This is a genomic window from Rhodococcus sp. BS-15, assembly GCF_000813105.1.
Taxonomy (GTDB): domain Bacteria; phylum Actinomycetota; class Actinomycetes; order Mycobacteriales; family Mycobacteriaceae; genus Rhodococcoides.
In genome coordinates this window covers 1-12,997 of the sequence record NZ_BAOX01000125.1, presented here as the reverse complement: position 1 = coordinate 12,997, position 12,997 = coordinate 1, and the positions used below count along the sequence as shown (strand labels likewise).

Sequence of the window (12,997 nt, the reverse complement as noted above, 5' to 3'; positions counted from 1 at the left end):
CGTACGGGCCGCGCCTGCCCCGGCTCGGCTGGTGCTGCCGTCACCGAACGGGTCCACCATCGCCGACGAGCTCGCGAGTACGGCCCAGCTGTGTGTGGGAGCGTCGCTGAGAAACGCGTCCGCGGTAGCGCAGTGGATCTGGGCGAGAAACCGGAGTGCGGTGACAGCGTCATAGCGGCCGGGGAACGGTGGCCGGACGGATCGCTTCGGCCTGCCGTCGAGGACCTGTGGGGGGCCGGTGCAGTCATCGCCGCCCTGCTCGATGCCGGAGCTTCCGGTGCCTCCCCGGACGCGAGAACGGCCGCTGCCGCGTGGCGAGCCGTCGAGCACGACGTGGGGTCCGAGCTGCGGCAATGCGGCTCCGGTCGCGAATTGGCCGGGATGGGACACCCGGAAGACGTGGACATTGCGGCCGAGGTCGATTCGAGTTCCTGCGTTCCGATTCTGCGCGACGGCGTATTCGTCGACGCGACTCGGTCGTGAATCGGCGCGGGCTCGAAAACGACCCACGATGCCGACCCGACACGGCCGATCGTGTCCGATATTTGGATCGGAACCCCGAATCACGGATCATACGGTGGTGAGTACGGAACGAGTCGCCCCGAAGACCACCGTCGTTGTACCGACGTACAACGAACGTGAGAACCTCCCCAAGCTCGTCGAGCTGCTGGCCGGGTTGCAGGTGGAAGGGCTCGGTGTGTTGGTGGTCGACGACAATTCGCCCGACGGCACCGGCGACGTCGCCGACAAGTTGGCGATCGACGGCCCCATCGACGTCAGCGTTCTGCACCGCACCGAGAAGAACGGGCTCGGACGCGCGTACGTCGCAGGAATGACGCGAGCGCTCGACGAGGGTGCGGACATCGTCATTCAGATGGACGCCGACCTCTCGCACCCCACCGAGGTGATCCCGGCGATGATCGACAAACTGAACACCACCGACGCGGCCGTGGTCCTCGGGTCGCGGTACGTACCCGGCGGAGCGGTCGCCGCCGATTGGCCCTGGCACCGCAAGGCCCTGTCCGCATGGGCGAATTTCTACGTCAACACGATCCTGCGCCTCGGAGTCAAGGATGCGACAGCGGGATTCAAGGCGTGGCACGCGCGCACCCTGCGCACCATCGACGTGGCCTCGGTCCAGAGCAACGGGTACGCGTTCCAGGTGGAGATGAACTACCGGACCGTCAAGCACGGCCTCACTCTCGCCGAGGTGCCGATCACGTTCGAGGAGCGCAGCGAGGGCGAATCCAAGATGAGCCTGTCGGTTCAACTCGAGTCGGCACTTGTGCCCTGGAAGTTGTTGCTGCGCAAGAAGAAGCTCTGACCGAAGCCTCACGGCGTGAAGCGTCGGAATCCGCCTTCGGCTCCGATGACCTGACCGGTGATCGAGCCCGAATCGGGCGAGAGCAGCATCGCCACGACCGCCGCAGCCTCCTCGGGTGAGTTCCACCGACCGCGCGGCATGTGGCGTCCGACGAATTCGTCCAGATCGGCACTCGCCCAGCCTGTGTCGGTAGGACCGGGATTGATCGTGTTGACGGTGATGCCGCGGTCGATCACCGAATCGGCCAGAGTAGGGGTGATCGACGCGATGGCACCCTTGCTCACCGCGTAGGGAATCTCGGTCGGCATGGGCCCCTGGTCCTGGCCGGACGTGAACAGCACGACGCGTCCACCGTCGGGATGCGCCACATATTGCCGCACGAATTCCTGCACGAGGAGCAGTGACGCTCGCACGTTCACCGCCCAGGTCAGGTCGAGCGACTCCGCCGTCATCGAATCCAGATCACCCAGCTGCGACCGCGCATGGTTGATCACCAACGAGTCGACGGCACCGAACCTGGATTCGGCAGCATCGAACAGGGTGGAAGGTGCTTCCGGATCGGAGAGATCGATGTCGAGGTGCCCGAGCCCACCTGGTGCGGTGGACAACTCGGTGAGCACCTGTACCGCTCCCGGTGTGCCCGCTCCCCACGGTTCGCTCACGTCGTAGTCGTCGCACGATTGCGCGAAGACCCGGGCATGCTCGTCCTGCAGCAACCTGCGGGTGATGGCGTAACCGATTCCGCGGCGTCGACCCACACCGGTGACAAGGACGGTACGCCCGCGTCTCTGTCCGTGCGACGTGTTCATGCTGCATCCTTGACCGTGGCGGCATACACGTCGGCGTATTCCTGACCCGACAGGGCGGACAACCCCGCCATCACCTCGTCGGTGGCCGCACGCAGAATTGCCCTGCTGTTCTCTCCCCCCGCATATCTCGTGAAGTCCAGCGGTTCGCCGACGATCATGCGCACCTTCCCCGGACGCCACATCCGCGAGCCGACCGGATTGACCGTGCGCGTTCCGCGCATCACCACCGGTACGACAGGCGCACCCGTTTCGATCGCAACTCTCGCCAAGCCGGTCTTGCCCTTGTACAGTCGCCCGTCGGGAGACCGAGTCCCCTCCGGATATACCGCCCACACTTTCCCCTGTCGCAGAATGCTTTTCGCAGCCTCGAGCGCTGGAGCCGACGCGTCGGCACCGCGCCGATCGACGGGAACCTGACCTGTCGCGCTGTAGAACCACCGAAGCGCCGCACCTTTGATTCCTCGGCCGGTGAAGTACTCGCTCTTGGCGATGAACGTGACACGGCGACGAACCAGGAGCACGAGAAAGAACGAGTCGACCACTGTGAGGTGGTTGCCGGCGATGATCACCGGCCCCGTCGTCGGGAGATTGCCTCCACCGACCACCGACGGACGTCCGAGAATGCGGAGAATCGGCCCGATCAGCACATATTTGAACAGCAGATACCACATGGATGAACCCCCTCGGCTGGACAACGTCACGGCCGAGAGTAGACAATGTCTACGTGCCTGACAACCTTCGGACCCGACTCGTGGACGCAGGGGTCCGCTTGCTCGAAAGCGAGGGACAGGGCGGGCTGACCATCAGAGCGGTCACTCGTGAAGCCGGCGTGTCACACGGCGCACCGAGACGGTACTTTCCGACATTGAGTGCGCTGTCCGCCGCCGTCGCTCGGGTCGGTCTCGTCGACATGGGGGCGGCTTTGCACCGCGCAGCGCTGCAAACGATGTCGCCACAGGAGGCATTGCATGCGATAGCGGACGCCTACGTGGACTTTGCGGCGCAGCGACCGGCGATGTTCGCCCTCATCTTCAGGCACGACCTGCTCGAGGGCTCGGGCGAGAACCTGCGGCTGGCGTCGCGTCCACTGTTCGAGGCCTTGATCGCCGCGGTCGATGCTGTCGCGCCGGAGAATCCACAGTTCACCGCCCTGCGACTGTGGACCTCCGTGCACGGAATAGCAGCGCTCAACTCCACCCGCGCATTCGAGCCGATCACCGACCTTTCGGCGGTGACGGAGTTGACCCGCCGCGCAGTGCGCGACGTGATCGCCGACGCTACCGAACCAGGGACTTGACCGACGCAGGCAGCTGCCGGACGTTCTTGTAAGGGCCGACCACCGCGGCACCGAAAGGACGTTCGAGCAACACGGCAGCCACCTCGCGTACCTCGTCGTTGCCGACGCTGTCGATCCGCGCCAACGTGTCGGTGATGTCGCGGTGATTTCCGTAGTTCAGTTCACTACGACCGATTCGGTTCATCCGAGAGCCCGAATCTTCGAGTCCCAGAACCAATCCGCCTCGCAACGAACCCTTGGCCCGCGCACACTCCGCGTCGGTGATGCCTTCGGAGGCGACCTTGGCCAGCACTTCCCTGATCACCGTGGTCACTTCGCCCAAGTTCTCCGGCTGGCAACCCGCGTAGACGGAGAAAGCCCCACTGTCGGCAAACGTGTCCACCGACGAGTACACCGAGTACGCCAGGCCACGCTCTTCCCTGATCTCCTGGAACAGACGAGAACTCAGCCCACCACCCACTGCCGAGTTCAGCACCGACAACGCCCAGCGATGCCCTTCGTGTCGGCCGAACGCACGCACGCCGAGGCACAGATGCGCTTGCTCGCTGTCACGAGTGGTCAGGCTCAACGTGGGAGCGTTGCGCAATCGCGCTGTGCCGGACCTTCTTTCGGCCGGCCGTACACCCTTGACCAGATGGCCGGAGAACGCTCGGCGCACGAGCGAGACGATCTGCTTGTGATCGACGTTGCCCGCAACCGCAACGACCATGCGATGCGGGGTGTAGCGGCGAACGTGGAACGAGTGCAACTGCGCACGGGTCATCGACTCGATGGATTCGACGGAACCGATGATCGGGCGTCCGATCGGATGATCGCCGAACATCGCTTCCAGGAAGGCATCTCCCAGCAGATCCTCGGGATCGTCGTCGCGCATGGAGATCTCTTCGAGGACCACCTGGCGCTCGACGTCCACATCTGCCGAGCGGCACCGCCCACGAAGCACGACATCGCTGACCAGATCGATGGCAAGCGCCACGTCCTCGTCGAGCACGTGCGCATAGAAGCAGGTGCTCTCTTTCGAGGTGAACGCGTTCAGCTCTCCCCCGACACCGTCCATCACCTGGGCGATCTCGAGCGCACTACGTGTGGGAGTCGACTTGAACAGCAGATGCTCGAGGAAATGTGCTGCACCGGCGACACTGGGCTGCTCGTCCCGTGAACCGACTCCGACCCACACACCGACCGAGGCCGAACGAACGCCGGGCACGAACTCGGTCACCACCCGAAGACCGCCGGGCAGGGTGGTGCGTTGCACGCCAGTGTCGATGCCGGTGCTCTCTGGAACGGCCGAACGGTACGTCCCGAGGGGACGTACCGTTCGGCTCGATTGCTTCTTACTCAGCGCTGACCTCGGCGGGTGCCTCGGGAGCATCGGCGGGAGCAGCCGCGTTGTCGTCTTCGACGGGAACGAGGCTGATCTTGCCGCGGTTGTCGATATCGGCGATCTCGACGCGCAACTTGGATCCGACGCTCACGACGTCCTCGACCTTGTTGATGCGCTTGCCGTTACCGAGCTTGGAGATGTGCACCAGTCCGTCGCGGCCCGGGAGCAGCGAGACGAATGCACCGAAAGCCGTTGTCTTGACGACGGTTCCGAGGAATCGCTCGCCGACCTTCGGCAGCTGCGGGTTGGCGATGGCGTTGATCATGTCGATCGCGGCCTGTGCGGACGGGCCGTCCGCTGCACCGACGTAGACAGTGCCGTCATCTTCGATCGAGATGTTGGCACCGGTCTGCTCGGTGATGGAGTTGATCATCTTGCCCTTGGGCCCGATGACCTCGCCGATCTTGTCGACCGGCACCTTGATCGCGGTGACGCGAGGTGCGTACGGGCTCATCTCGTCCGGGGTGTCGATGGCCTCGGCCATGACCTCGAGGATCGTCGTGCGCGCATCCTTGGCCTGCGACAGCGCGCCGGCGAGCACCTTGGAGGGGATGCCGTCGAGCTTGGTGTCGAGCTGCAGTGCGGTGACGAAGTCCTTGGTTCCGGCGACCTTGAAGTCCATGTCGCCGAACGCATCCTCGGCACCGAGGATGTCGGTGAGAGCGACGTATCGGGTTTCGCCGTCGACCTCGTCGGACACGAGGCCCATGGCGATTCCGGCGACCGGGGCACGCAGTGGCACACCGGCATTGAGCAGCGACAGGGTCGATGCGCAGACCGAGCCCATCGAGGTCGAGCCGTTGGAGCTCAGTGCCTCGGAGACCTGGCGGATTGCGTACGGGAACTCTGCCTGGCTGGGCAGCACCGGCAGCAGAGCGCGCTCGGCGAGTGCGCCGTGACCGATTTCGCGACGCTTGGGCGAACCGACGCGACCGGTCTCACCGGTGGAGTAGGGCGGGAAGTTGTAATGGTGCATGTAGCGCTTGGACGTCTCGGGCCCGAGCGAGTCGACCTGCTGCGCCATCTTGACCATGTCGAGGGTGGTGACGCCCAGAATCTGGGTCTCGCCGCGCTCGAACAGAGCCGATCCATGGGTACGCGGGATGATCGCGACCTCGGCGGACAGCGACCGGATGTCGGTGATGCCGCGGCCGTCGATGCGGAAGTGATCGGTGAGAATGCGCTGGCGAACCGACTTCTTGGTCAGTGCGCGGAATGCGGCACCGATCTCCTTCTCGCGGCCGGCGAAGCTGTCTCCGACCGACGTGAGGACCTGAGCCTTGACCTCGTCGAGCTTGTTCTCACGCTCGGCCTTGCCGGCAATGGTCAGTGCCTCGTTCAGCGGGATCTTCGCGGCATTCTCGACTGCCTCGAAGACGTCCGTCTGGTACGCGGGGAAGACCGGGTAGTCGCCGGTGGGCTTGGCTGCCTTGGACGCGAGCTCCTGCTGCGCGGTGCACAGGGCTGCGATGAAGGGCTTCGATGCTTCGAGGCCCTCGGCGACGACCGACTCGTTGGGGGCGGTAGCGCCACCCTCGATGAGCTCGATGACGTTCTCGGTGGCCTCGGCTTCGACCATCATGATCGCGACGTCTGCGTCGGCACCGGAGCCGGAGACGATGCGGCCGGCGACGACCATGTTGAACACGGCCTTCTCGAGCTGCTCGTTGGTCGGGAACGCGACCCACTGCTTGTCGATCAGTGCGACGCGAACGCCGCCGATCGGGCCGGAGAACGGCAGTCCGGCGATCTGCGTCGAGGCCGAGGCCGCGTTGATCGCGACGACGTCGTACAGATCGGCCGGGTTGAGGCTCATGACGGTGATGACGACCTGGATCTCGTTGCGCAGTCCGTCGACGAACGTCGGACGCAGCGGCCGGTCGATCAGGCGGCAGGTGAGGATGGCGTCGGTGGACGGACGGCCCTCGCGGCGGAAGAACGATCCGGGGATGCGGCCCGCGGCGTACATGCGCTCTTCGACGTCGACCGTCAGCGGGAAGAAATCGAATCCCTCACGGGGGTGCTTGCCTGCGGTCGTTGCCGACAGCAGCATCGTGTCCTCGTCGAGGTACGCGGCGACTGCGCCTGCGGCCTGCTGCGCGAGGCGGCCGGTCTCGAAGCGGATCGTCCGCTTGCCGAACGTGCCGTTGTCGATGATCGCAGTTGCTTCGTAGACGCCTTCTTCGACGTCCGATGTTGTGGTTTCCGACATGTGTTCTGTTCTCGTCCTCTCGTCTTTGCCGTGCCCGCGTGGACACACCACGAGCCCTCCTGGCTGTGGCGGCATACCTGTGCCGTCTATCTCCGAGCTTCTCTCGGGACGCGGCTGCGCGGAGGCGGCCATCGATCGAAGCCCACCGGATCTCGTATCCGAAAGGCCACTACCGAAGACCGTCACCACGGCGTGACAGGCATACACGGCGGTGTGCGGATGCCGTGCATCCGCTTTCTCGTGCTGGCGTAACTGTTCTTGCGGTACAAACACAGATAGCCAACGAGGAACAGTCTAAGCACTGCCTCGTTGGCTACTGCACTATTGCTGCGAGTCGGGTGCGCACCGGCGCGTCGAACCGTGCATCGGTGACATCCTCGCGTTCGTAAAGATTATCGACGCAGACCCAGACGCTCGATGAGCGAACGGTAGCGGGTGACGTCGACCTTCGCGATGTACTTGAGCAGGCGACGACGACGTCCGACCAGCAGTAGCAGGCCGCGGCGGGAGTGGTGGTCGTGCTTGTGCATCTTGAGGTGCTCGGTCAAGTCGACGATGCGCTTGGTGAGCATTGCAACCTGCGCCTCGGGCGAGCCCGTGTCGGTGGGGTGCAAGCCGTACTCGCCGAGAACGGCCTTCTTCTGTTCGGTGGTCAATGCCACTGGTACTACTCCTGATCAATGACGTCCGCGTGAAAGGAAGCAACACGCCCCGTGGTCGAAACCACGGGACCGAAGCCGGTGCAGCCGCCACGGACCGCAGCGAGCACCGAGGGGACAGCCTATCAGGCCGTGCTCGCCGCCAGGATCGAGCGGGCTCGCTCGGCGTCGCGCCCCATCTCTTCCACGAGTGCTTCCATCGAATCGAACTTCTCCATACCGCGCAGTCGATCCACGAAGTCGACTGCCACATGCTGCCCGTACAGGTCGGCCTCACCGTCGAGTACGAACGCCTCGACAGTCCTGGTGCGACCCGAGAACGTGGGGTTGGTACCCACCGACACGGCAGCCGGATGTCGCTCCCCGGGAGTGACCGTCCCCATGATCGGACCCGGCCCGAGCACGGTGAACCACGCCGCGTACACGCCGTCGGCGGGAATGGCCGAGTACATGGGCGGCGCGACATTGGCTGTGGGATAACCCATCTGGCGACCTCGGCCGTCTCCGTGCACCACGACGCCCTCGACCCGGTGCGGTCGCCCGAGCGCGGCAGTTGCCGCGGCGACGTCTCCGGCGTCCACGCACGATCTGATGTACGTCGAGGAGAACGTGACGGCGTGCTCGGCGAGCAGGTTGACTCCGTCGACTGCGAATCCGGACCGTTCGCCGATCTTGCGCAGCATGGGCACGGTGCCGAGCGCCTTCTTCCCGTAGGTGAAGTTCTCGCCGACGACGACCTCGGCAACGTGCAGGCGTTCGATCAGGATCTCGTGCACGTATCGCTCGGGGGTGAGCTTCATCAGCTCGGGCGTGAACGGCATCACGCAGAAGACGTCGATTCCCAGTTCCTCGGCAAGCTCGGCACGCCTCGTCAGGGTGGTCAACTGAGCTGGGTGGCTTCCCGGCCGCACGACTTCCATCGGATGGGGATCGAACGTCATGAGCACGCTGGGAACGCCGCGCTTCTTCGCAGCGGCCACCGCTCTCCCGATCAGTTGGGCGTGTCCGCGATGAACGCCGTCGAAGACGCCGATCGTGAGCACGCACCGACCCCAGTCGGCAGGTACATCGTCGAGACCTCGCCATCTCTGCACACCGCGAAGCCTACGGCCCGACGGCCGCTCGGTCACCCTCGGACAGGCGTGTCGCGCGCGCCAGGTATGGACAAAAAGGTGTCCCCACGGTAAATATTTCGGTGTGCCTAACTTATTTCTTCGCCAGCGTGGATCTCGCGCCCGGCGGATTCTCGCGAGCTGGGCCGTGGTGGGACTACTGGTAGCAGCGTCGACCGGCTGTGCCCGCGCCGTCGGAGAGGACGATCCGACTGTTCTCGACGACGGCAGACCCTTGGTTCTGACGACCTTCACCGTTCTCGCCGACATGGCCGCCAATGTCGCCGGTGACCACCTTCGAGTGGAATCGATCACAAAAGCCGGAGCCGAGATCCACGGCTACGAGCCGACACCCGGAGACCTACGCACCGCAGAGCAGGCCGAGCTGATCCTGGACAACGGGCTCGGGCTGGAGGCCTGGTTCGAGAAATTCGTCGAGCGCATCCCCGCACCCCACGCCGTGGTGAGTGCGAACGTGGACCCGATCTACATCCGGGACGACGCCTACGCGGGCAAAGCGAACCCCCACGCGTGGATGTCCCCCGTCGTGGCCGAGACGTACGTCGAGAACATCGCCGACGCGTTCATCGCGCTCGACCCCGCCAACACCGACGACTACCGCGCGAACGCAACCGCGTACATCGGACAACTCCGCGAGGTCGGTGCCGAACTGGACGCAGATCTCTCCGGGCTGCCCGCTCGTCAACGTGCGCTCGTCACCTGTGAGGGCGCATTCGGCTATCTGGCTCGTGACTTCGATCTGCAGGAGGCCTACCTGTGGCCCGTCAACGCCGAGCAGGAAGGAACTCCGAAGCAGGTGGTCCGCACCATCGATTTCGTTCGTGACAACGACGTACCCGCCGTGTTCTGCGAGTCGACCGTCTCGGACAAGGCGCAGCTACAGGTCGCCGACGACACCGGCGCTCGGTTCGGCGGACAGCTCTACGTCGATTCACTGAGCGATGCGGCCGGCCCCGTCCCCACGTACCTGGATCTTCTGCGCTACGACGCACGGTTGATCGCCGACTCACTGGTAGGAGAACGATGACCCAGCACACTGGTGCCCCGCACCGCATGGCCCCGCACGAGAACGAGGCGGCGCTGACGGTCGATGCCGTCGATGTCCGATACCGCGACGTCGTGGCCCTGACCGGTGCCAGTCTGACGCTCGCACCCGGCCGGGTGTGCGGGTTGGTCGGCATGAACGGATCGGGCAAGTCGACGCTGTTCAAGGCCGTCATGGGAGTGGTCAAGCCGAACTCCGGCTCGATCACCGTGTTCGGCGGCGACCCGGCCCAGGCGCGCAAGGCAGGCACGGTCAGCTACGTGCCCCAGGCGGAATCCGTCGACTGGACATTCCCGATCAGCGTGCGCGACGTGGTGATGATGGGCCGATACGGGAAGCAGAATTTCTTTCGCACACCCCGAGCAGCCGATCGACTGGCCGTCGACGAGGCTCTGCAGCGCGTCGACCTCGCCGAACTAGCGAACCGACAGATCGGTCAGCTCTCCGGAGGTCAACGCAAACGCGCGTTCGTCGCCCGCGCCATTGCCCAGGAGGCGTCGCTGCTGTTGCTCGACGAGCCCTTCGCCGGAGTGGACAAGAAGACCGAAGCCACCATCACCCGGTTGCTCCGCGAACTCGCAGCACACGGTGCCTCGGTTCTCGTGTCCACGCACGATCTCCATGCCCTACCGGAGCTGTGCGACGAAGCGATCCTGCTGCAGCAGCGGGTGCTGATGCACGGCAGTCCGACCGACGTACTGCGCCCGGAGAACCTGGCTCTGGCCTTCGGCATCGACCCGTCGAACGTCGACCAACTGGGTGCGGGCACTCGAACTCCGGCCACCCGAACCACGGAAGCGAGCTGAACGATGTATCTGATCGACTTTCTCGTGGACCCACTCGAATACACCTTCATGCAGCGGGCGCTCCTGGTGACCGTCACCGCCTCGATCGTGTGCGCGGTCCTGAGCTGCTGGCTCGTCCTCATCGGGTGGTCGCTGATGGGAGACGCCGTCTCGCACGCAGTTCTTCCCGGCGTCGCGCTGTCTTACCTGTTCGGGGCACCGTTCGCGATCGGTGCGCTGCTGTTCGCCCTCATCGCGGTCGGTGCCATCGGAGTGGTCCGCAACACCACCATCGTCAAGGAGGACGCCGCGATCGGCGTCGTCTTCACCACCTTGTTCGCGCTCGGAGTCGTCCTGATCTCCAAGTTTCCGAGTCAGATCGACCTCAACCACATCCTGTTCGGCAATCTGCTCGGCGTCTCGCAGGCAGACATGATTCAGGTGTTCGTGCTCGGCGGTATCGCGCTGGTGGCCATGATCGTCAAGCGTCGCGACTTCACTCTCTTCGCCTTCGACCGCACCCAGGCCCGCGCCGTCGGCATCAATCCGACGGTGATCTCGGCCGTGATGCTGACCCTGCTCGCGTTGACGACCGTGGTCGCGCTCCAGGCCGTCGGCGTCATTCTCGTGGTGGCGATGCTCATCACTCCCGGTGCGTCCGCCTATCTGCTCACGCACAGCTTCGGCCGCATGCTGGCGCTGGCCCCGCTCATTTCGGTGGGTTGCGCGCTGGTGGGGATCTACGCCAGCTTCTACCTCGACGTGTCCTCCGGCGGCAGCGTCGTACTCACCCAGGGACTCGTCTTCGTCCTTGCCTACCTCTTCAGCCCCTCACAGGGCATCGTCGTCCGCGCCCTGCGGCAACGCGGACAGGCGCCGGTAGCTCCGGCCGGGTGAGATGTCTTTTTCCATTGGATTGCCTAAGCTCGGCGACGTGGCGCAACGAAAAGACGATTCCGCACCGGCCGACGAGGGCGTCCAGCTGTCCGCGGTTGCGCAGGACTACCTCAAGGTCATCTGGACGGCAAGTGAATGGAGCGAGGACTCCGTCAGCACCAAAATGCTCTCCGAACGCATCGGTGTCTCCTCATCGACGGTGTCCGAGGCGATTCGCAAGCTCGCCGACCAGGGCATGGTCGACCACGCCCGCTACGGAGCCATCTCACTGACCGAGAAGGGTCGCCTGGCTGCCATCGGCATGGTGCGTCGGCACCGTCTGATCGAGACCTACCTGGTCCGAGAACTGGGTTACGGCTGGGACGAAGTGCACGACGAGGCAGAGATTCTCGAACATGCCGTCTCGGATCTGATGATGGATCGAATCGACGCCAAACTGGGCCACCCCGAACGGGATCCGCACGGCGACCCGATTCCGTCGGTCGACGGTGCGATCGAGACTCCGTCCGCGACCCGCCTGAGCGAGTACCTCGACGGACAATCCGGCCGGGTCGCCAGAATTTCCGACTCCGATCCGGCGATGCTCCGCTACTTCGATTCCGTCGGCATCACGCTGGACCTGCCGATCACGGTGGTCGAACGACGCGACTACGCAGGCACCGTCGCCATCGAGCTCGCCCGCACCGATGCCACCGATTCCATCGACCTCGGCCACCGCGCCGCCGAGGCGATCTGGATGGTTCCGGCGAACTGATCCTCGGATCGGTGCCGCACCCGTGCCGAATGTTTCAGTGCCCGCGCAAGGTCGCGGGCCGCACGACCATGACCGAACTGGCGCGCTTGCCCTTCTCCTGAAGCAGAGCGATGGTGTGCCCCGTGGGATCGACCGCCGCGTACACCCCGTCGATTCCGATCGGATCCAGCCACCGTCCCTGGCTCAACGATTCCGCCTCACCCGCGTCGATCTGCCGGTGCGGAAAGGCCGTTCGCGCCGCCTGGTCGATGTCCAGGCTCACGGCCGGGTCATCGGCCAGATCTTCGAGTGTCCGCGCATGGTCCAGGGTGAAGGGTCCGACACGAGTGCGGCGCAGCACGGTCAGATGGCCGCCGACGCCGAGCGCCACGCCGAGGTCGCGCGCCAAGGCGCGCACATAGGTCCCCGACGTGCAGTCCACCTCGACATCGAGGTCCACGAAGGAGGATTCGTTCTCCACCACATCACGCCTGGCCGTCACGTCGAATCGGGTGACGCTGACCTTGCGGGCGGCGAGTGTGAACTCCTCACCTGCGCGGGACAACTTGTGGGCACGTTGCCCGTCGACCTTGATGGCGCTGACACTGGCAGGCACCTGCTCGATATCGCCGGTCAGGGCGGCGATCGCGGCCTGGATCTCGGAGTCGGAGACATGCGCGGCCGAGGCATCGGCCAGGACGTCCCCCTCGCGTCGTCGG

The 12,997-nt window shown here is 65.0% G+C and carries 14 protein-coding genes; 7 read left to right on the top strand and 7 right to left on the bottom strand.

Going from position 1 to position 12,997, the window contains the following annotated elements; genetic code table 11:
- A partial coding sequence (locus RHBS_RS15200; RefSeq protein ID WP_237669251.1) for a 2-phosphosulfolactate phosphatase occupies positions 1–483 on the top strand: 483 nt, incomplete at its 5' end.
- Between the two features lie 97 nt (positions 484–580).
- Positions 581–1,324, top strand: a complete 744-nt coding sequence (locus tag RHBS_RS15195) for a polyprenol monophosphomannose synthase (RefSeq protein ID WP_128645957.1) — start codon at positions 581–583, stop codon at positions 1,322–1,324.
- 8 nt (positions 1,325–1,332) lie between these two features.
- On the opposite strand, the gene RHBS_RS15190 is transcribed toward RHBS_RS15195, so the two are convergent.
- On the bottom strand, positions 1,333–2,133 hold the full coding sequence (locus RHBS_RS15190) for an SDR family oxidoreductase (RefSeq protein ID WP_121870097.1): 801 nt from the start codon (positions 2,131–2,133) through the stop codon (positions 1,333–1,335).
- A complete protein-coding gene (locus tag RHBS_RS15185) occupies positions 2,130–2,804 on the bottom strand; it encodes a 1-acyl-sn-glycerol-3-phosphate acyltransferase (RefSeq protein WP_128645956.1) in 675 nt (224 codons plus the stop codon). Before RHBS_RS15185 ends, RHBS_RS15190 begins: the two co-directional genes overlap by 4 nt.
- A 53-nt stretch (positions 2,805–2,857) precedes the next feature.
- On the opposite strand from RHBS_RS15185, the gene RHBS_RS15180 reads away from it, so the two are divergent.
- The gene (locus RHBS_RS15180) at positions 2,858–3,430 is read left to right on the top strand and encodes a TetR/AcrR family transcriptional regulator (protein ID WP_237669250.1); all 573 of its coding nucleotides are present in this window, start codon (positions 2,858–2,860) and stop codon (positions 3,428–3,430) included.
- On the opposite strand, the gene RHBS_RS15175 is transcribed toward RHBS_RS15180, so the two are convergent.
- The 4 genes from RHBS_RS15175 to RHBS_RS15160 all read right to left on the bottom strand — a co-directional run bounded on the left by RHBS_RS15175 (position 3,411) and on the right by RHBS_RS15160 (position 8,779).
- Positions 3,411–4,802, bottom strand: coding sequence for a pitrilysin family protein (locus RHBS_RS15175; RefSeq protein ID WP_183130168.1), 1,392 nt, complete (start codon positions 4,800–4,802; stop codon positions 3,411–3,413). The two genes, RHBS_RS15180 and RHBS_RS15175, sit on opposite strands and share 20 nt — an antisense overlap.
- The gene (locus RHBS_RS15170) at positions 4,765–7,026 is read right to left on the bottom strand and encodes a polyribonucleotide nucleotidyltransferase (protein WP_128645955.1); all 2,262 of its coding nucleotides are present in this window, start codon (positions 7,024–7,026) and stop codon (positions 4,765–4,767) included. The genes RHBS_RS15175 and RHBS_RS15170 overlap by 38 nt, the downstream gene beginning before the upstream one ends.
- 392 nt (positions 7,027–7,418) lie before the next feature.
- Complete coding sequence (gene rpsO, locus RHBS_RS15165) at positions 7,419–7,688, bottom strand: 30S ribosomal protein S15 (protein ID WP_027496764.1); 270 nt, start codon at positions 7,686–7,688, stop codon at positions 7,419–7,421.
- 122 nt (positions 7,689–7,810) lie between these two features.
- Positions 7,811–8,779, bottom strand: a complete 969-nt coding sequence (locus RHBS_RS15160) for a bifunctional riboflavin kinase/FAD synthetase (protein ID WP_170946035.1) — start codon at positions 8,777–8,779, stop codon at positions 7,811–7,813.
- Between the two features lie 169 nt (positions 8,780–8,948).
- Between RHBS_RS15160 and RHBS_RS15155 the strand changes: the two genes are divergently transcribed.
- The 4 genes from RHBS_RS15155 to RHBS_RS15140 are packed head-to-tail and all read left to right on the top strand — an operon-like array spanning position 8,949 to position 12,299.
- Entirely contained in the window at positions 8,949–9,845 is an 897-nt protein-coding gene (locus tag RHBS_RS15155) for a metal ABC transporter solute-binding protein, Zn/Mn family (protein ID WP_187298502.1), read from the top strand.
- A 26-nt stretch (positions 9,846–9,871) separates the two neighbouring features.
- The gene (locus tag RHBS_RS15150) at positions 9,872–10,669 is read left to right on the top strand and encodes a metal ABC transporter ATP-binding protein (RefSeq protein WP_121870101.1); all 798 of its coding nucleotides are present in this window, start codon (positions 9,872–9,874) and stop codon (positions 10,667–10,669) included.
- Positions 10,670–10,672: 3 nt separating this feature from the next.
- Positions 10,673–11,545 carry a metal ABC transporter permease gene (locus tag RHBS_RS15145; RefSeq protein ID WP_121870102.1) on the top strand — a complete coding sequence of 291 codons (873 nt, stop codon included), beginning with the start codon at positions 10,673–10,675 and terminating at the stop codon, positions 11,543–11,545.
- A gap of 1 nt (position 11,546) precedes the next feature.
- A complete protein-coding gene (locus tag RHBS_RS15140; RefSeq protein ID WP_374700609.1) occupies positions 11,547–12,299 on the top strand; it encodes a metal-dependent transcriptional regulator in 753 nt (250 codons plus the stop codon).
- Between the two features lie 34 nt (positions 12,300–12,333).
- Here RHBS_RS15140 and RHBS_RS15135 read toward each other — a convergent pair.
- Positions 12,334–12,997: tRNA pseudouridine(55) synthase TruB (locus tag RHBS_RS15135; protein ID WP_128645953.1), on the bottom strand; the 664-nt coding region annotated here is incomplete at its 5' end.